Source organism: Vallitalea sediminicola, from assembly GCF_054408565.1.
Genome location: NZ_BTPT01000053.1, coordinates 1 through 19,362, shown reverse-complemented (window position 1 = coordinate 19,362; position 19,362 = coordinate 1). Strand labels below are relative to the sequence as shown.

Here is a 19,362-nt window from a genome sequence, read left to right as displayed (position 1 = left end):
ACTTTTTATCATTCACTTAATTTAATTAGCTAGTTTATATTTTCACCTTTTCATTAGTACTTTACTACACTCTTACAATATTGTCTAGTTTTTTTAATATATTCATTTAATAAACTAATTGTGACAATTTATTTTTTTCTACGCATTAACTCATTTTATGGTATAATTTGGTTCTACACGAAAGTTTCCTGTAGAACAAGAAAAGCGACTATATTTTAGGGGGTAACCTATGCAGTTTTTTGTAATAATCTTTAAAAATTTACTTGGCTATGATGGTTTGATTATTATTTTAGCCCTTGCTAATCTATTTTACATTTTACCTAGATTAAAAAAATCTAATGCTGAATTAGAACATTCCCTGCAACCAACTATATATCTTCCCATAGAACAGATAATTAATTCAATCAGGCAGAATAATAATTCTGAATTAGATTTGCACCTATTACGCAAACTAAAAGAAAAAGAAACAAAGTGCTATCACTTATTTGCCTCAATAACTACTATATTCCCTCTTATGGGTATACTTGGCACAATAATATCTCTACTTAGACTTGTTTCATTTAATAGTGACACAATAATGTTAAATTTCACTACAGCTTTAACTTCAACTTTCTGGGGACTAGTATGTGCTATTATCTTTAAAGCAATTGATGGAACCGTATCTCCAAAAATAGCTTTTAATGATGATAATTTCAATTTATTAATAAGTAGAATCGATAGATATACAAGTAAAGGTGATGGCTATGAAGCAAAAAATATTTCTTGATCTGACACCATTGCTTGATGTTGTTTTAATATTGCTTTTTGCATTTATGTTAAATGTTAATGCTTCTAGTTCAGAAAAAGAAAACAAACTTAATGGTGAACAGGAATTAAATAATGAATTACAGAGCACCATAAACGCAAAAGAAAAACAAATAGCAGAATTAGAAAAAAATATTATAGATTTACAAAAAGAAGTTGATAATATAAATGATACTATGGAAGAAATATCATTTGATGTAGCTAATGAAAAAGAAACATTACTTAACGTATCAGAAAATCTTGCTAAATGGTTTTCTAGTAATGAGAACACACTGGAAGAAATTGCAAAAAGCAAAGATATTGATAAGTTAATTAATAATGATTCACTCTTGGAACAGCTACACAAATATGAAACTATATCTAAAAAGTATTTTTTTATTGATATCAAGTTAAAATCTACACAAAATAAATTATTTATTAATAATCAAGATACTAATACTTATATAACCTTAGAAGAAATAAATGGTGCAGAAGGTAAAAGTAATAAAAAGGAACAGATAAAAGACATAATTGAGAAAGTTATTGATAATAGAGAAGGTGGTTATACTTTCATATTGATTACTCTAAGTGAAGAAGATCACGTTTATAGATATGCCTTTAATCTAGTATGGGATGCTATAAAAGAAATTCAACAGAAACATGGAACGAATAAAATTTTCAAAACAAAATATGTTCTACCAATAGGTTAGATAGAAGGAGATATGCACATGTCAAGATACAGAAAAAAAAGCAGAAAAGGTAAAGTTTTATTAACTATTGTTGTTCTTGGGCTACTTGTTTTTTTAGGAGCTGATAATTTTGGTTTTGATTGGTTCAATTTTAAAATAGATTTGAATAAATCTTCTAATACTACCCAATCAAACAAAACAAGTAAGGATAAAGATAATAAATACTTCAATATAGTAGTTAAGGATGATAAAATCACATTAAATGAAAAGTCTATCAGTATACAGGATTTAGAGTCTGAATTATCCAAGTTAGATTCTGATAAGTCTACTATTAATCTAATGGATAATGGTGCTTATAATGAAACTTTTACTAGAATAGAGAATTATTTGGATGAAGAAAGTTTTAAGGTTATTACTTCTAGTGTTATAAATAATAATTAGTTTGTATAGAATATATAGAATAAGACAACGGTAATATGTTGATACCATATATAATGATAATCACTTCTGTTACATTTGTTGCTATTATCTGATTCAGATGTAGCAACAACCTGTTAAAGGCGTTCTTATCATTATATATGGTATTTTCGTGTATTGGCGCACTGTTGTGAGTATATACCTAAAAAATCGGTAAAAAACATAGTATAAAATTAGAAATTAGTGTACAATATAGTTATAACTATCTAAGGAGGGATACTAAATGAATGTAAAAATAATAACAGACAGCGCCTGTGATTTACCTGATGATATAATTAGTAAATATGATATAGACGTTTTACCATTGATTGTTTATATGAATGATAAAGAATATAAAGATAACGTAGATGTAAAACCTGCAGAACTATTTAAATATATGCGAGAAGGTGGTATGGTCAAAACAGCTCAAGCTACTTATGAAAGTATTGATTCTGTATTTAGGAAATATGTAGATTCTAATAAACCATGTATTTATATAGCTTTCTCTTCCGAATTATCCGGTACATATCAAACAGCTAAGATTGTTGAACAAGATATTAAAGATGAATATCCTGATTTTGATCTAACAGTTATTGATTCAAAAGCTGCTTCACTTGGTTTTGGACTAATAGTATATTTAAGTACTTTGACAGCCGAAAATGGAGCTTCCAAGGAAGAAGTTATCGACAGGATACTTTACTGCAAAAAACATATGGAACATATATTCACAGTTGAGGATCTTGAATACCTATACAGAGGGGGACGTGTTTCTAAAACTGCTGCAGTAATAGGATCTGTTCTTCATATTAAACCTATCCTAGATGTAGAGGATGGTAAACTTATACCTGTTGAAAAAGTTAGAGGTAGAAAAAAATCTATTAACAGAATGATTGATATTGTTGAAGAACGTGGTGACAGACTAGGAGAACAAATTGTTGCTATTAATCATGCTGATGATTTGGAAACAGCTAAGAAAGTAAAAGCTAAATTAGAAGAAAAATTTGGTATTAAGGAATTTGTAATTAGAGATGTTGGTTGTGCCATTGGTGCTCATTCAGGTCCAGGTACTTTGTCTATATTCTTTTTAAATAAATTAAATTAATATAACTTTGATTATATCAACTAGGGGCTTTTGTAATATAAAAGCCCCTAGTAGTTTATTGCAGTTTAACTTCTCCTGCTTTGCTTAAATCATTAATATTGTGTATGAATACAGCATTTGGGGATATTGTATATAAGTATTTATCTACACTTAATATCCTGGTTATGTTTTTATCTGGATAATAAACAGCAAACTCACTTGAATCATCAAACTGAGTCAATCCGCCTTTTAATTCTAAATGATAATCATTAATATTATAGATATACGCACCTTTAAATGTATGTTTGTTATCTTCTACAATCTGGATTGGAAAAGCCATCATATTATTCTCATTTAGATACATTAGAGCTTTATGATTAAATAGTAATTCTGAACTAGTACCAGTTTCTCCTATTAAAGTCTTATCCTTTTCAATTGGATTATTAAAATCAGTTACATCAAATAGAGATATTTTGAAGCCATCAGTTCTAGTTCCATATTTTCCTTCATGAGTTTCTTGCCCAAATCCTAAAACATGGGTATCATCAATCATATGGAGATACTTGCTATAACCTGGTATTTTTAGATATCCCAGTATTTGTGGTTGGGTTACGTCTGATGTATCTATTACGAAAAACGGATCAATCTGTTTAAATGTAACCATATATACATTATCTCCCATAAACCTGGTACTGTATATTTTTTCTCCTTCTGCGATATTTTCCAACTTACCTACGGTATTCATATCATCATCTAATATATACACATTATTTTTTGACTTATTGGTATTCCAACTTGTAGTAGCAATCCTAAAATAATTATTATATTCGTCCATAGAAAATTGATTGAGTATATTTCCATTAACTTTACCCTTGCCCGACTCAGCGATTTTCCCATTTTCAAGCCTAAATTGATAGACTATTGTTTCATGTTCTTTATATAAAGCAGTATATAAATAATTTTGGGACACATATATATTTTGGGTATTTCCTAAATAAGCATTTACATCTGGTATTTCTTCAATATCTTTTAAATCTATTCCTATAGTAACTAAATAATTGGGTTCTATATTCCCTGGAAAATATTTGATTTGATTATAATTGATAGTAATCTTTTCTTTAGTTTTGTTGTCCATGAAGAACGGTAATATATTATCTTCAAAGTCATCTTTTTCTTTATAATTATAGTATCTGTACTCACTTATTGTCTTGGATGTCACCATATAAAAATTATTTCCAATGGTTCTCGCTGAAATATAGTAGCCATCAAAAGTATAATCTTTAATTAATTTTGATGTATCAATATTTTTCAAATCGTATATCTTAACAAAACTTGTTTCTACATTAATATCATGGGTATGACGAAAACCAATAGTCCCTTTTTTATTCTTATCATACATTGGCTTTTTATCTACATAAAAACCGTATTTATTACCAACTACTATTAATTTATTTTCTACCAAGAAAATATCTTCTATATCTTTTTCATCTTCCCCTAGAGTAATCTCACTTATGACTTTTGCTTCTTTAGGGTCAGTGCTTATAATAGATATTTTATTATTATTCGCTATATAGATATATTTACCATCTGTTTTTACACTGTCTCCCTCTTCTACTCCTTGAACTTGATTATTAGTATTGGATTTAAGTTTCTCTGATGATTTACTATCTGTATAAGTTCCGTTATCATAAGTCACTTCAATATTGTTCTTACCATTATATATATCACAATAATCGTACATATTATCTTTTATCAATCTCATTAATTCTTCTTTTGATTTTATAGTAGGTAATGTAAAAGTATCTTTATTGACAGTTGGTTTTATTATTTTTTTTATTAAATTGAAATCAAATTGTGATTGTATTTTATGGATTATGTCAATAGATGGATTAAATATTTCTTTGGTATTGATTTCCTCTTTTCCATATAATGTCATAGACTGGTTATCTTCTGCATATACGTTGTTATTATCAATCAGTAAATAGCTACCTGTTATTATTAAACTTAGTATGCATATAATAAGATTCAAACTCAAAAATTTTTTCATGTTTAACCTCCTCATTTTTAGCCTATATAATTTTTGACGATTATAAAAACCATTTTGTTCCAATATATCATTGTTTTTTATTGTGGTGATAATACAAAATAAAAATATTTTCCTGAAAATATTACTTGTTTTTTATGTATAATACATATATTTTAGGAGAAATTAATATTATGGTTAATACATAAGATGATAAATAGCTAGTATGTATATGATCGTCATTATAAATATTTGTGTATTAACCTTTAGTTTTTTTTCATTGATAACTATATTAATGTAAAATGAGAGGAGTCTTTTTAATGCAATCAGGGAATTATAATTCTAGTATAGGATGTACCGTAAGCGAATGTAAATATCATACTGACAATGATTTCTGTTCACTTGATCACATTAAAGTAGTTAATTCAAGTGTTTCTAATTTGGACAACTTGACTAACTCAGTTAAGACACAAGAAATTACAGATTGCGGTAGTTTTGAATCTAGGTAGTTTTATCAGTTAAGAATTGCAAGGAAAAAGTGGCTGTCTCATATTAAGCCACTTTTTTTAACTACTTATTCAAAATCATCTGGATTCAACTCTTTTGCAAATTCATCATAATCATCTTGTGGATTTGGATAAGGTGTTTCTGAATTATTTAACTTAGAACTGTAATCAGGAATATCAGTATTATAATTATTGTTTTTGTTATTCTCTTCTTTTTTATGCATGATACTACTCCTATTCATAAGCTTCTTTTTATAGTGATTAAATAGTTACATAAATATTTTAACCATTAATTTTTACATTATTACATAAAATGTTTTTGTTAAATTATTGTATATAGTTCAAATACTTATCCCAAAAGAATTAGCTTTTCCATAATATAATATAGGAGGTGATTTATGTGAGTCCTTATATTAAGACAGAAGAGAAAAAACACTACAATGCAGATAAAAATTCTAGTCAACAGCAATATAACCCTTGGAATGTTTTCCCTAATTATGGAAACGATGGTTATTATGAAGGAAACCCTCATAATCAACAACCAAATAATTATGATAATAGTCCACCAAGGCAAGAACCAACTAACTATAATAATTATAACAATCCACCTGAGGAACAAATGCCAAATGATTATGGATATAATCCATGGTCAGTTTTACCAGCAGTTAGACCTTATCCACCTAGAAATGAAAAAAATCGTAATCGCAGAAATCCAAAAAAAGGTGGTAAAAAAGATCCTTCAGTAAAGTATATACCTACTCCAGTTATAAAAGATAACATTGGAAAAGTTATTAACACTTATATTCCTGGCTATGGTAGAGTTAATGTTTATATTAAAGGAATTAATAGAGATGGAATGGTACATTTAGTTATCATTGATCCACAACCAAATGACTATATCTATATTCATAATTCTGATATGGTAGGTATTTACCCACCAACATTATAAAAGTGGTTATGTCCTACTGGATAAAAAACGTGTGCTAAAGCACACGTTTTCGTCGTTTATAAGTATCTAGTTTATTAATTTATTTCTACAAACCTAGATTGAATTTTATTTTGTAACATCCTATATAAAATTAATGTTAATATAATGATTATAACTAAATTGATACAAAAAATTATTGTACTATCAACCAATGATTTTAATAGTAACCATGTTAAACTACCTAATCCTAAAACAATGGCACTTCCTAATAGCATTGTGACTATTACATTCATATTTTGCTTAACAGCCCTTTGGGGATTGCTCCAATTCAATAATGGTCTTTGTATATCAACTATCATCCCTAATAATATTATAGGTATAGAACTGATTAACCCTAAACCACAACCAATAATATAAGTACTTATTTCAACATCTAATATTGTATTCAACCCTACTATTAAAACTATTACTAGAAAAAGTTGAGGTAGCAAAGCACTTAAGCTTCTTCCTATAATCTGCTCTCTAGGTTCTACTGGTATCATCCTGCTTATCCAAAAATATTTCCCTTCTCTAGAAAAAGTAGTAGCTGAGGTAGGATTAAATAAACATGTTAGAATTAAAGTTCCCGCAATAATGAAGTTAGCATAATCTGTTTGAATATAATATAAATCTATTATTGATTGAATTGAGATTGAATTAATCTCTCCTCCAAACACTATTGGTAATATAATTATTATAGGCACAATAATTGCTGCTCCATAACAATTAAACAAATAAATTGGCGTTTTCAATATAGTCATAACATCTATTTTGAATATGGCTAGGTATGGACTATTGCTTTTATTGATTTCCCTGTTGAATTCTTTATCAGTCAATTCTTTTTTCTTAGATTGAACTTCATTACCTCCAATTATTCCATCTAAATAAACTTTGTCTCCTACAACCACAAATAAACCAAAAAATATTATATTGACTATTATAAAAATCAGTAGATTAATCATACTTTTAAAAGTTATAGTAGAGACAAGAGAAGTTCCTAGACATTTCGCTAGAGGATTTATATTACCTAGCATATCTATTAATGCTTCATTATTAGTTAATAACTCCTTATAAAATTCACCTTGTTCTATCAACACTGCATTGTTTTGCAAATATACCTGAATACCTATTGCCAAAAATGTAATTAGGAATAAAAATATTCCTCTCATTAGATTTTTTTTACTGCTGAAATTAGTTACCCTAGCCATTAACATCAGTATAATACTACATAGAGCTAATGGCGCCACTGGTGTAATGAACATTAGAATTATTGCAATAATATAATAGGCTATACCCGCACTTTGATGCATCCCATTAATTATAAACACAGGTGTCATAGCTAAAAATACTATAATATATTCGTATATCAGAAGTAGTAGGAATTTTGATAACAATATATTTCTAGGCTTAATTGGTAATGCCAATAACATCTCTGTCTCTCTTGAAAAATAAAAATATGACATTATATAAGGTATTCCAAATATAAATATTAACAAACTTATTATATTATATAATAAAGCATTAAAATAATAACTTTGATTCATTTGTATAAAAGTTAAACTCATTTTATTTACAAATCTAAAATAACCAATATACATGACTACAAAAGTTGCAACAATAGTAACTGCCAACAGTAACTTCCAAAGGCTTCTGTTGGCTTTAAGATTTTTTATATTCAAACTTTGTAAATTAAATCCACTAATTAAGCTTACTTTGGTTAGTCTTATTATTTCTTTCATTTTTCAGTCAACTCCAAGAATATTTTTTCCAAAGAATTTTCTTCTCCTTCTAGTGCCCTTAATTCTTCCATTGTTCCTTGTGCTATTATTCGCCCTTTGTTGATAATAGCAATTCTATCACATAATTTTTCTGCTACCTCTAAAACATGTGTAGAGAAAAATACTGATTTGCCTTTTTTACACCTGCTTCGCATAACCTCTTTTAAGTTATATGAAGACTTTGGATCCAGCCCGACCATTGGTTCATCTAATATAAAGAGATCAGGTTCGTGTAAAAGTGCACCTATTAAAGCTATCTTCTGTTTCATACCATGAGAATAACTACTGATTACATCATTAACTGCATCCTTCATTGAAAATAGCTCCAAATAATATTCTAATCTTTTTCTTTTTTCTTCTGCATTAACTCCATAAACATCGGCAATAAAGTTCAAATAGCTGATACCTTTTAACTTATCAAATACCTCTGGTTTATCAGGTACATAACTAATGTGTCTCTTAGCTTGTAATACATTTTTTTGATTATCTATGTTATTTATTATAACTTCACCATTTGTTGGTTTTAATAATCCAACAATCATTTTAATTGTAGTAGTTTTTCCTGCACCATTTGGTCCTAAGAACCCAAATATCTCCCCTTTCTTAACTGAAAAATTCAGATTATCAACTGCCTTGATGTTTCCTTTTGAATATGTTTTAGATAGATTTTTTACTTTTAACATCTTATTCTCCTTTCTACAGTTCTAAATTAGCTAAATAATTTATAAGCTTATAACAATCTTTACTATTTTTTATTTCATTTATATAATTAGATAATATTCTAAATGTCTAATTTGATAATAACATGAATTTGCGTTTTTGTAAATAGTAATACTTGTTGCTATATAAAATAGAATTTATTATTATTTTTATATAGCAAAAAAATGTGTTGTGAACACATTTTAATTTAAAAACTCTATTATATTTTTGCAATAAAATCAAATTATAAAATATTAACTATGACCAGAAGGCTTCCTGTAGATAATATAATAAATACTATAGTACCAGTAATTAATGCTTTAACCCCTTTATTTAATATACTTTTAAGGTTAACTGATAGTCCCATTGCTGTCATAGCCATCAAGATGAATATTGAACTTCCTTTAGATAAAATATCCGTAATACTGGTTGGAATTATCCCCAATGAATTAATTATTCCTGCAACAATGAAATATAAAACGTACATTGGAAATTTAGCTTTCTTGTTACTGGTTTTTCCTTTATTAAATGCTATGCTTAAAATAATTGAGACAGGGACAAGCATCAATACTCTTGTCATTTTAACAAACGTTCCAATCTCACCAGCTTCGTTCCCACCTGCAAATGCAGCAGCAATAGCATGAGCAACGCCATGAAGCGATAGACCTGACCAAGCTCCATATTGAATTGGTGATAAGTCCATCTGACTAGCTGCGACCCCTGAATATATCAGCACTCCAATTGCACCTAAAAAACTCACTATGGATACAGAAATAACTGAGTCATCATCATCTGCACCTATACATGGAGCCATTGCAACTACAGCAGATGCACCACATATACATGACCCAACACCTATAAGAGTAGATAATTTCTTGTTAACTTTTAATATTTTCCCTAACACGATAGATAGAAGCAAAGCCACTGGAACATATATCATAACCATTATTAGTATTTTAGGTCCCAATTGTAGTAACGAATGAATATTCAACTTGAATCCGAGTAAAATTATTCCTACCTTGAGTAGTTTTTTTAGCGAATATTTAACACCATCATTAAAAACTTTTTGTGTTCCAATGGTATTGTTGTAAATAATACCTATTATAATTGCTATTGTAAGTGCTTCAAGGTTAATATAGACCTTAAGTAAATCATTTATAAACATGGATACAATAGATATAGCTAGTACAAAAATAATACCCGGTACATACTTTTTAATTGTTTTATTCATAAAATAATCCATCCTTTTTATTCTTTTTCAAAAGTAATTATACCAGTACGCAGTCATAAGTTGAAATTATAATAAATTATATTAGCATAAAATAAATTTATACATGTTATATTCAACCAATATAAGTCCTTCAATCAGGATTTTTACAAAACTCAATAAAATCATTTATAAAACCATATTCAAACTCATTTAGATAGACAAAGTTAAACTCTCTTAAGATCTTGAAGTTCTCAATAGGAATAATTTTAAGTGTATCAGCATTTACTGATGCTTTTATAGCCTCTTTTGAGATAATAGTACACCCCAAATTAGATTCTACCAAAGATATTAATGCTGTTATATTACCTATTTCCATATAAACGTTCATATCTTCCAGACTATATCCACATGCTAACAGTTTATTTTCAAAAACTTTTCTAGTACCTGAACCTTTCTCTCTTAGAATTAATTTGTTTTGTAATACTTCATCTATTGTTATTGATTTTTTAACAGCAAATGGATGTGATTTAGCAACTGCCAATACTAGTTCATCATCTCGAAACTTATCATATTTAACTTTTGATTTATTAAAAGGTCCTTCTATCACACCAAAGTAAATATCACCACTATATAGTCTTTTTATTATTGCTTCTGTATTTTCTACGTATAAAATAATATCAGTGTTTTCGTGTTTCTTTCTATATTTACCAATAATCCTAGGTAGAACATAACCACCTATAGTTAATGTAGCACCTACATAATATTTATTTATGATAGATGATTTATTTATTAGTTCATGTTTAATCATTTTGCTCATTCTATTAACTTCTATTGCATGGTCAAAGAGCAACTTTCCTTCACTAGTTAATTCCATCTGTTTTCCTTTTTTATAGAAAAGTTTTACATCATAATAATCTTCCAAAGCTTTTATGTGCTGTGAAACTCCTGGCTGAGTTATGTTCAAAATATCAGCTGCTTTAGTATAGTTCTTAGTTTTAGCTACAGTTATAAATGTTAATAGTTTAAAATCAATCATGTCATTACCTCTATTCAAAAGTTAATCTTATTCTATCAATAAAACACTAAATTTAAAAGGAGTAATAATAAAAACCTAGGGATATATAAAAAAAACGGATATATCTTTTATAGTATAATCTAAAACAACTAAATAAGACTACTATATGATATATCCACTATTATAATTACTTTATATATCTGTTTATTACTATTTTACTTGCTTTCTTGGGCATATTTAAATATTCTATCTAATGTCTTATCCTCATTTTGTTTCACTTTATCAAAATCCATATGTGGTATATATAGAGTTTCAAGATAATCGTGAGATTTCTTAGCATCGTGGATTGTATTTATTGCAGTCTCCAATAGTTCTTTAAATACTTTATAATCATATTGCAATACATCAAAATACTGATTTAATATCGTATAATCAATGTATCTGTTCATATCTATTATCTGAGAATCAAGAACTTCCAAGTCATGAAAATCATTAGTTGTAATGAACGCTACACCTAATTTTTTGATTACTAAATGCTCAAGTTTATTTTCAGGATCTATCGGGCAATAAAAAGCTTCCACATCTAGCCCTTTTTTTATTGCATCTTCCATAATTAATTGAAGTAATTTTGATGTATTAGTACCTGGTTCTCCAATTATCCTATATACTTTATCATTACAGCCAACAACTGAATCGAGATGATTGACAAATCCTTTTGGCGTTATAGCACTGGCAAATAATTTTCTTACTTTTCCAATATTTTTTGATATATTTATATTTCCTAGTATTTTAGAAATAATTTTTTGTGATTCAATATAAACTCCTGCATTGTTAACTGCGTCTTGGTGTACTAGCTCAATGTCAGTATATAGATTCTTGGCAGCTGCTAAATATCTATAGGCACGTTTGAATAATTTACCTACAGCAGCATTGACTGCTAGTATTTGTTTTTTGTTTTTTACTATGCCTTCTTCATTCCAGAAATCTCCTAGATGAATAATCTCATCTACTGCTCCAGGGTTTTTTGGATCAACTACATGTGGTGATGTTCCATCGATTATTGCAACTTTTATAGCTGGTATAAAAACTCCGTCTAATGAGTCGGGGTCTGATGAACAATGTAGGTATTCTATATCGTAGTTTTTTTCTTCCATCGCTTTACCTATTCTCTTCATATAAGTGGATTTACCTACACCTGGCCCACCTTTTAGACATATAATTCTAGTTGCTTCATCTTGTCTTAAAATATTGTCATAGTATGAAAAAAATCCTTGTGTGGTATTCCCCCCAGGAAACAAATGTCTAATTTTACTTGTTTTCTCCATAAACAAATAACCTCTCTAAATAATTATTTATATATTAATAATATTATTAGAGTGGTTAGAAATATGTGATAAAAATGCTGAATATTAATTTTTATCTGCTGATACTATAACATACTGATATGAATATTAAATCAAATTCCTCACTAGTTGCATCATGAATCATTCTATTAAATACTACTCTTTTAGCCGTAGTTGTATTATATATTCTGATTCAATTATTATTATTCCTTATTATCTTAATACAATCTTCATAACCATAAATTAGACATAATAATATAATATCTTTTGATATATTACATAATATATGATACAATAATAACATATTGAAATTTTCTTAAATACATTATATTTACTAGTGTATTAATTAAACATAACAATGACTCTAGAGTAAAAATTCAGTGATATTATCGCTATGACAAAATTACCAGATTAACCTCTTCTTGTAACAAATATTCAACCATAATCTAATTAATTATAGTAAGTAAAAAAGTATATAGTAGGAAATACAGAGGGGAGATTAGTATGAAAATCGCAATATGTGATGATGTTTACAAAGATAGTGGGAAGCTAGAAGAACTGATTTATAAATACTTCAATTATAATGAACATTTATTTACTTGCGATGTGTATGCATCAGGTGAAGAACTTATTCAAATCTTAGAAGAGGATAATATTTGTTACCAAATTTATTTCTTAGATATAGAAATGTTAGAAGTCAACGGACTCCAAGCTGCTAAATATATCAGATCTAAAGATATGAATGCACTTATTATTTTCACAACCAACCATAGTGATCTAGTCTATCAGGCTTTTGAAGTTAATGCTTTTCATTATTTACGAAAACCTATTGATAAAGATATGGTTGATAAAATCTTAATAAGAGCCAAACGTTTCTTAACTATAAAAGATACCATTTTTCAATTCAAGTCGGGAAAAATATTTTATACATTAAACTATAATCAAATTTTATATTTTGAAAAAGATAAAAGGTTAATTTTCGTTCATACAGATAATGAATATTTTACTTATTACGGAACTTTTAAGGAATTGAATGATAATGTGAATGATATTATTTTTGCCCAGGTACATAAATCTTTTATTATCAATATGGATTTTGTTTTTAAAATCGAAAATAGGGAATTGGTTTTAAAGAATAATAAACGAATATCAATATCTAGAAATTTTTATAGTGAGTTTATGCATAAGTATAGAGAATTCATTCTAGCGAGGTTAAAATGATCATAATAATAATAGAATTTATCATGAGTATTATAAAATTATTTTTGGAATACAAACTTCTGGGCATATATTTCAGAAAAAAAACTTACAAACCACTCATTATATTCACACTTGCGACTTTAGTATTAATTAATACGATAATCAAGCTTACATTTAACAGCAATCCAATCAACGTTTTAGTTACAATATTCTTATCATTAATAATAGTTTTTATATTATATGAGAAAGATAATACATCCAAAAAGATTTATATAATCATACACTATTTTCTTTTCTACTTAATACTGAATATGTTTATATGGCTATCAATACTAACAATATATACCTCAAAAAGATTTTACATCAACGAATACAATTATATGTTATATATCTTACAAATATTATATTACTCTATTTTATTTATTGTTATTAGAATTCTTAATAGTAAATACGTCAACAGACATACACTACAAGGTAATCTTGTAAATTATTTACTTCATTTAATAGTACCAACATTAAGTATTTCATTCATAATAGTATTTTATAATTTCGAACTTACTCATCATGATTTATATTCAGAGATTAATTACATTGTCATTTTTGTATTTCTTGCTATAAACATTGTATGCTTTATCATATTTCATCATATGGAAAGATTATATATCAAGAACAAAGAGTCCGATATTGTTAATCTTAAATTAATGATGAAAGAACAGCACTACATAGAGGTAGAAGAACAGAACGAGAAAATCAGAAAATTCAAACATGATATACATAATCAATTAGTAGTTATTCATAACTACATCCAGAATGAATTCTATAATGATGTCCAAGATATACTCAACTCATTAATCAAAGATGTAGACATAGCTACTTGCTATAACTTCTCACAGAATAGAGTTATCAATACTTTAGTCAATGTAAAATATAATTCAATGAAAAAAGAGTTTATTGTATTTGAATGCAACATTAAAGTTCCTAGTAAAATTAGTATTCTTGATAAAGATTTAATAGCTATCATCAGTAACATTTTGGACAACGCTATTGAAGCAACTATTAAATGCTCCATAAGTAATAGACGAATATCTATAAATATACTCTATTATAACGGTACTTTGGTAATAAATTCTAAAAACACTATTCAAAAAATGGTGGTAAACCTAGAAACGCATAAAAGAAACATATTAGAGCATGGATTAGGACTAAAAAGTCTGTTTGGTTGTGTTAAACAATACAATGGCGTACATCATTGGCAATCTAATAATAGTGAATTTGAAATTAATCTTATATTGTGCGATCAAAAACGACAGCACACTAAAAATAGCTTTCTATGATTATAATTTATCATAGAAAGCTATTTTATACTTGATAATTCATATCATCTTATATTATATAAAACAAATGACATGTATACATATATTACACCTAAATAAAGGCGTTGCCACAGACCAGTATTGCCTAAAAGCATCCCTGCAAACTGCTCTCTTTCTGATGTTATTTGTAATACAAACAATACAAATGCACTAATGAATACAAAATTAGACCCTATAGCTAAACCATTAAGACCATTTGCATATAACTCTTTTTTTAGTAATAGTGGAATGAACATTAGCATGAAAAATGTTATAACTGCCACGTATCCGTGAATCTTAGCAGAAATAGTAATCATCTCTTTTGTATTATTTACTGGGAATATGCCACAAATAACACAGCCAATACCATATAGTCCTAAGATTATTATTGCAGCTTTATATGTTCCTATTGATGAGATGTCTATTATCGAATAAGATACGCTAACAACTATAACCCCAAATATAATTAACCATAAACTATATAATATACCTATTATTCCATTTTCCTTAGTAGCTATAGCACTCATAACAGTTCTTAAATTACTATAATTCTTTAATCGAGAACTTAAGATAAACGGAACTAAAAATTCTCCACAGCATCCAACGATCCACATTATAATTAATATTTTTTTCATTCATTTTCATCCTTCATTTTATTTCAACTCTTAATACGACTATTACAAAGACAAAGAAAATCAATTTTACAGGTGGTAAGTTAAGTACCTAATCTTACTAAACCATTATACTAAAATAGTCCATGTCAATAAAAACAGTTATAAGTCTGTAACATTATTTTCACATTTTCATTCCATAAAATCATTTTATGTCATTTTATTATTACAAATTAGAATGTTCCATATCCCTTCAATAAATCATTTAATGTACATGGATAATCTGATGTCTGAGAATAATCAGCAATATACTTTGGTTTAATGGTTAACTGCATTTTAAGCAACTTTTCTCTATCAAAAAGATCTCCATACTTATTAAGTTTAATTTTGCATTCACAACCTAACAGATTGGATATTTCCTGCTCAGCAGCTTTTTTATCTAAGACTCCTCCATCATCTGGTTCTTCAAAGTTAACGGTTATTCTTTTCTTATTAAAACTAACCATCCAGAATGGTGAAACCTTATCCCCTGTAACTTTTAAAATCGCATCTTGTAATTCCTGCATTAATATTTCTTGGTCTCCAATTTTAATTATATCATATATTCTTCCAAAATGTTCAATAATTTCACTACTTTTTTCACATTCACATTCATTTCCATCTACTATTCTGCCTATATCACCAGTATAGTATCTAATTAGTGGATTACCTTCAAAATTAATATTGGTTATAGTTATTATACCTTTCTCTCCATTTGGTACTGGCTCTAGTGTTTCTTGGTCTAAAATTTCAATGATAAAGTTCTCATCTACTACGTGTAAATGGCCATTTTCACAGGCTGTTGCTACCATTCCACATTCTGTAAGACCATAATTATCGTATACTGGCACTCCCCAAATGTTTTCAATCTGTTTTTTTCTCTCTTTTGTTAGTAACTCTCCAACTGTATAGAAGCCCCTTAATGATTTAAAATCCTCTTTTGGATCATATCCCATTAGTTTTGCTGTTTCAGCTAACATGATTAATTCTAATGGCAAGCATGCCACTGTTGTAATTTTTAATTTTATCATGAGATTAATCACACGTGTATGAGGTGTAACTACACATCTACTATCTATAGGTATCGCTACTCCACCAGCTTTTTTCACTATATCTTGGATAATATGTGCTGGGAATGAAAGTGCGTAAGGAAATCTAATAGCTAATTTATCATTCTCGTTAAATTTTAAGGCAACACTCTCCATCTCGTCGCACCATACTTGATGATCTGAACTTGTCAACCATGTTGATATGCTATTGCCAGTTGTACCAGATGTTTCGTGGTATTGTACAACTTCCTTCATATCAGCTGCTAAATTTCCAATTGGACTATATGCTCTTAATTCCTCTTTCGTTGTAATTTCAAATTTCTTTAATTCGGATATATCGTTTAATTCCTCTATATCAAAGTTATATTTATCCCTGTACATAGGGCTTTTATGTATATTTTTTAGAGTTCTATTTAGATTTTCTAGGCGTTTCTTATTAATTTCTTCAAGTGTTCGCATAATGATTCCTCCTTACTATAATATAGTCTCTGGGAATATCAGAGCTTATTACTTATTTCTCTATGATTGTCTCTGAAATTTTAATGCCTACATGCCTCCCTGGTTCACTACAATGCCCCATAACTTTATCTCCAGGTTTTAAATCTGTGATATTAACAGCTTTACCTTCAGGTGAAAATACTCTCATATGCCAATCATCCTGCATAATAGCTTTTATATCAACATCTTTGTATCTTGTCACTATGAGAATTAAAGGGCGAACTTCTGACTTCACTCTTGCAACATTAACGGTTCTAGAATCACCATTAATATCTACAGCAATCAATTTACTTCCAGCTTCTAAATCTGAAATATATTCAACTATATTGTTAGGACCCCAAACATAAGATGATATAGTACCTGCATTCACTCTAAAAGGACGCGTATTCATATATGGAAGATAATGTACTTCTGAACATATTAATAGTCCTCCACTTGACGTGCAACCCACTAGCATACCTTCTGTTTTACTCATAATACTAGTCGTATCTAGACATGCTCTTTCCCCTAATTCTAAATGCTTAATTTCTACAACTTCGCATTCTACTAAGTCCATTTTCTTCATTTCTTTCTTTATTATTTCATTACTTAGATTTACAATCTCTTCAATATTTTTACTCTTCATAATAACTCCTGCTGATCCAATTTCCATAACTCCCATGGACACAATAGCATCTGAACTTTCATTAACTACCTTCATGACTTTCACCTTGTCATTTTGTAATTTGGCAAGAATTAGTTCTAGTGGAATATTGGTAGTATCTTGAAACTCAATAATTAAGTAATTTACAGGTATCTTAATGTCTGCTGCTTTTTCCATATTTTCTTTATCATTAACAGTGGTATAATAAGCAGTACATTTATTCATATTGATAAGTTGTTCAGCTATATTTAAACTATCCACAATAAAAATATCAATCTTGTCAAATTTCTCGACCTCTTCTATTGAACTTATTCGTATAGCTTTCTTAACTCTATTTGAAACTTTTACTTTTTTTAGTTGATTTTTATTTAAAATAACGGTATTAAAGCCTCGATTGGTTGCATCGGTAATCAAACCAGTTTCCTCAGGACTTAAAACACTACCATCGAACCATAGTTCTTTCTTCATTTCTTCTCATTCCTTTACTTTATATTTAAGCTTATTTGCTATAACTTAGTATTCTTAATTTCTATAAAAACATATTATGACACCTATTTTTCTATATCTTAATTACTGTTAACATCTGCTAATGTTTTTAAATTATAGACCGACATATACTTGTCTTCACAATTATCTATATCTAGCTCAAAGCTATAACTACCTTCACTTTGATCCGTTTCATAATATTTTCCATTTGGATAGACAACCATGCTTTTTCCTACCATTTGCTCATCGGTATGATAATTTGTCCCAGTACTATTACTCATTAATACAAATGCTTGATTTTCCATTGCTCTTGCTCTTGCAGCAACTTGGAAAAATCCTAATGAGTATTCAAATTCATTAGTCTCTTCATTCTTACCATAATACATATTAGGAGATATTATAATATCGATTTCCTTACCTATAAGTTGTTGTGATATTTGGGGAAATAGAATATCAATTCCTACGCATAAAGCTATTTTTCCAAAATCCGTTTCATATACTTTTATTTCATCTTCATTTTTAATAACAAATCTTGTTTCTTGAGCAAAAATGTTATTTCTATTCTGCTGAAATACAAGTTCTCCCTTACGGTCAATTAAAAAGCCTTTACTATATGAGGTTATATAATCTTGTTTTGCCATAATTGAACCAGCAATATATACAGAATACTGCTTTGCCTTTTCTTTAATCTTATCAAGATATTCATTTTCTAAGTCCAAAGGTATGTTCATTGGTCCATAAGCGTATGCTCCAAATATTTCATCAGGTAAAATAATTAAATCCATTGTATGTGGCTCTAATTCATCAATCATAGCACATACCTTATTAACATTAGCTTCTACTACAGCTGACTCAAAAGGATCAGCTTCAATTCCAAACTGAATAAATGAAATTTCTACTTTTTTGTTCATTTTTTCCTTGTATACTAAATATA

19 protein-coding genes are annotated in these 19,362 nt (G+C 28.2%); 8 read left to right on the top strand and 11 right to left on the bottom strand.

Annotated features, from left to right (window positions below):
- Positions 1-229 precede the first annotated feature (229 nt).
- From ACX6CF_RS20215 to ACX6CF_RS20200, 4 genes are all read left to right on the top strand, one after another.
- A complete protein-coding gene (locus ACX6CF_RS20215) occupies positions 230-766 on the top strand; it encodes a MotA/TolQ/ExbB proton channel family protein (RefSeq protein WP_458787180.1) in 537 nt (178 codons plus the stop codon).
- Positions 744-1,493, top strand: a complete 750-nt coding sequence (locus ACX6CF_RS20210) for a hypothetical protein (RefSeq protein ID WP_458787179.1) — start codon at positions 744-746, stop codon at positions 1,491-1,493. The genes ACX6CF_RS20215 and ACX6CF_RS20210 overlap by 23 nt, the downstream gene beginning before the upstream one ends.
- An 18-nt stretch (positions 1,494-1,511) precedes the next feature.
- A complete protein-coding gene (locus tag ACX6CF_RS20205) occupies positions 1,512-1,913 on the top strand; it encodes a hypothetical protein (RefSeq protein ID WP_458787178.1) in 402 nt (133 codons plus the stop codon).
- Between the two features lie 259 nt (positions 1,914-2,172).
- Positions 2,173-3,030 carry a DegV family protein gene (locus tag ACX6CF_RS20200; RefSeq protein ID WP_458787177.1) on the top strand — a complete coding sequence of 286 codons (858 nt, stop codon included), beginning with the start codon at positions 2,173-2,175 and terminating at the stop codon, positions 3,028-3,030.
- A 55-nt stretch (positions 3,031-3,085) separates the two neighbouring features.
- Here the strand turns inward: ACX6CF_RS20200 and ACX6CF_RS20195 are convergent, their stop codons facing one another.
- On the bottom strand, positions 3,086-5,056 hold the full coding sequence (locus ACX6CF_RS20195) for a beta-propeller domain-containing protein (protein WP_458787176.1): 1,971 nt from the start codon (positions 5,054-5,056) through the stop codon (positions 3,086-3,088).
- 296 nt (positions 5,057-5,352) lie between these two features.
- On the opposite strand from ACX6CF_RS20195, the gene ACX6CF_RS20190 reads away from it, so the two are divergent.
- Entirely contained in the window at positions 5,353-5,541 is a 189-nt protein-coding gene (locus tag ACX6CF_RS20190; protein ID WP_458787175.1) for a DUF1540 domain-containing protein, read from the top strand.
- 65 nt (positions 5,542-5,606) lie between these two features.
- Here the strand turns inward: ACX6CF_RS20190 and ACX6CF_RS20185 are convergent, their stop codons facing one another.
- Positions 5,607-5,762 (bottom strand): hypothetical protein, encoded by a 156-nt coding sequence (locus ACX6CF_RS20185; RefSeq protein ID WP_458787174.1) that lies wholly within the window; start codon positions 5,760-5,762, stop codon positions 5,607-5,609.
- A 176-nt stretch (positions 5,763-5,938) separates the two neighbouring features.
- On the opposite strand from ACX6CF_RS20185, the gene ACX6CF_RS20180 reads away from it, so the two are divergent.
- Positions 5,939-6,487 carry a hypothetical protein gene (locus ACX6CF_RS20180; RefSeq protein WP_458787173.1) on the top strand — a complete coding sequence of 183 codons (549 nt, stop codon included), beginning with the start codon at positions 5,939-5,941 and terminating at the stop codon, positions 6,485-6,487.
- A 74-nt stretch (positions 6,488-6,561) separates the two neighbouring features.
- On the opposite strand, the gene ACX6CF_RS20175 is transcribed toward ACX6CF_RS20180, so the two are convergent.
- From ACX6CF_RS20175 to ACX6CF_RS20155, 5 genes are all read right to left on the bottom strand, one after another.
- Positions 6,562-8,244, bottom strand: a complete 1,683-nt coding sequence (locus ACX6CF_RS20175) for a putative ABC transporter permease subunit (protein ID WP_458787172.1) — start codon at positions 8,242-8,244, stop codon at positions 6,562-6,564.
- Positions 8,241-8,966: an ABC transporter ATP-binding protein gene (locus ACX6CF_RS20170; protein WP_458787171.1), complete on the bottom strand. Its 726-nt coding sequence runs from the start codon at positions 8,964-8,966 to the stop codon at positions 8,241-8,243. Before ACX6CF_RS20170 ends, ACX6CF_RS20175 begins: the two co-directional genes overlap by 4 nt.
- Before the next feature lie 260 nt (positions 8,967-9,226).
- Positions 9,227-10,213 (bottom strand): YeiH family protein, encoded by a 987-nt coding sequence (locus ACX6CF_RS20165; RefSeq protein WP_458787170.1) that lies wholly within the window; start codon positions 10,211-10,213, stop codon positions 9,227-9,229.
- A gap of 130 nt (positions 10,214-10,343) precedes the next feature.
- Complete coding sequence (locus ACX6CF_RS20160; protein WP_458787169.1) at positions 10,344-11,228, bottom strand: LysR family transcriptional regulator; 885 nt, start codon at positions 11,226-11,228, stop codon at positions 10,344-10,346.
- A 194-nt stretch (positions 11,229-11,422) separates the two neighbouring features.
- Positions 11,423-12,532: a PRK06851 family protein gene (locus ACX6CF_RS20155; RefSeq protein WP_458787168.1), complete on the bottom strand. Its 1,110-nt coding sequence runs from the start codon at positions 12,530-12,532 to the stop codon at positions 11,423-11,425.
- Between the two features lie 522 nt (positions 12,533-13,054).
- Here ACX6CF_RS20155 and ACX6CF_RS20150 point away from each other — a divergent pair.
- Positions 13,055-13,771 (top strand): LytR/AlgR family response regulator transcription factor, encoded by a 717-nt coding sequence (locus ACX6CF_RS20150; RefSeq protein WP_458787167.1) that lies wholly within the window; start codon positions 13,055-13,057, stop codon positions 13,769-13,771.
- 626 nt (positions 13,772-14,397) lie between these two features.
- Complete coding sequence (locus ACX6CF_RS20145) at positions 14,398-15,084, top strand: sensor histidine kinase (protein ID WP_458787166.1); 687 nt, start codon at positions 14,398-14,400, stop codon at positions 15,082-15,084.
- Positions 15,085-15,128: 44 nt separating this feature from the next.
- Here ACX6CF_RS20145 and ACX6CF_RS20140 read toward each other — a convergent pair whose 3' ends face one another.
- The 4 genes from ACX6CF_RS20140 to ACX6CF_RS20125 form a co-directional block, all read right to left on the bottom strand.
- Positions 15,129-15,737: a DUF998 domain-containing protein gene (locus tag ACX6CF_RS20140; RefSeq protein WP_458787165.1), complete on the bottom strand. Its 609-nt coding sequence runs from the start codon at positions 15,735-15,737 to the stop codon at positions 15,129-15,131.
- 209 nt (positions 15,738-15,946) lie between these two features.
- Entirely contained in the window at positions 15,947-17,260 is a 1,314-nt protein-coding gene (locus tag ACX6CF_RS20135) for a phenylacetate--CoA ligase family protein (protein WP_458787164.1), read from the bottom strand.
- A 52-nt stretch (positions 17,261-17,312) separates the two neighbouring features.
- A complete protein-coding gene (locus ACX6CF_RS20130) occupies positions 17,313-18,410 on the bottom strand; it encodes a 3-dehydroquinate synthase II (RefSeq protein ID WP_458787163.1) in 1,098 nt (365 codons plus the stop codon).
- Between the two features lie 98 nt (positions 18,411-18,508).
- Positions 18,509-19,362, bottom strand: an 854-nt coding sequence (locus tag ACX6CF_RS20125) for a carbon-nitrogen hydrolase family protein (RefSeq protein ID WP_458787162.1), incomplete at its 5' end; no start/stop codon positions are given.

Excerpts from the sequence above, each read along its gene's own strand:
- ACX6CF_RS20170 (WP_458787171.1), bottom strand. The coding sequence starts at position 8,966 with ATGTTAAAAGTAAAAAATCTATCTAAAACATATTCAAAAGGAAACATC.
- ACX6CF_RS20185 (WP_458787174.1), bottom strand. The coding sequence starts at position 5,762 with ATGCATAAAAAAGAAGAGAATAACAAAAACAATAATTATAATACTGAT.
- ACX6CF_RS20205 (WP_458787178.1), top strand. The coding sequence starts at position 1,512 with ATGTCAAGATACAGAAAAAAAAGCAGAAAAGGTAAAGTTTTATTAACT.
- ACX6CF_RS20160 (WP_458787169.1), bottom strand. The coding sequence starts at position 11,228 with ATGATTGATTTTAAACTATTAACATTTATAACTGTAGCTAAAACTAAG.
- ACX6CF_RS20200 (WP_458787177.1), top strand. The coding sequence starts at position 2,173 with ATGAATGTAAAAATAATAACAGACAGCGCCTGTGATTTACCTGATGAT.
- ACX6CF_RS20155 (WP_458787168.1), bottom strand. The coding sequence starts at position 12,532 with ATGGAGAAAACAAGTAAAATTAGACATTTGTTTCCTGGGGGGAATACC.
- ACX6CF_RS20210 (WP_458787179.1), top strand. The coding sequence starts at position 744 with ATGAAGCAAAAAATATTTCTTGATCTGACACCATTGCTTGATGTTGTT.
- ACX6CF_RS20150 (WP_458787167.1), top strand. The coding sequence starts at position 13,055 with ATGAAAATCGCAATATGTGATGATGTTTACAAAGATAGTGGGAAGCTA.
- ACX6CF_RS20215 (WP_458787180.1), top strand. The coding sequence starts at position 230 with ATGCAGTTTTTTGTAATAATCTTTAAAAATTTACTTGGCTATGATGGT.
- ACX6CF_RS20190 (WP_458787175.1), top strand. The coding sequence starts at position 5,353 with ATGCAATCAGGGAATTATAATTCTAGTATAGGATGTACCGTAAGCGAA.
- ACX6CF_RS20135 (WP_458787164.1), bottom strand. The coding sequence starts at position 17,260 with ATGCGAACACTTGAAGAAATTAATAAGAAACGCCTAGAAAATCTAAAT.
- ACX6CF_RS20165 (WP_458787170.1), bottom strand. The coding sequence starts at position 10,213 with ATGAATAAAACAATTAAAAAGTATGTACCGGGTATTATTTTTGTACTA.
- ACX6CF_RS20130 (WP_458787163.1), bottom strand. The coding sequence starts at position 18,410 with ATGAAGAAAGAACTATGGTTCGATGGTAGTGTTTTAAGTCCTGAGGAA.
- ACX6CF_RS20195 (WP_458787176.1), bottom strand. The coding sequence starts at position 5,056 with ATGAAAAAATTTTTGAGTTTGAATCTTATTATATGCATACTAAGTTTA.
- ACX6CF_RS20175 (WP_458787172.1), bottom strand. The coding sequence starts at position 8,244 with ATGAAAGAAATAATAAGACTAACCAAAGTAAGCTTAATTAGTGGATTT.
- ACX6CF_RS20140 (WP_458787165.1), bottom strand. The coding sequence starts at position 15,737 with ATGAAAAAAATATTAATTATAATGTGGATCGTTGGATGCTGTGGAGAA.
- ACX6CF_RS20145 (WP_458787166.1), top strand. The coding sequence starts at position 14,398 with ATGGAAAGATTATATATCAAGAACAAAGAGTCCGATATTGTTAATCTT.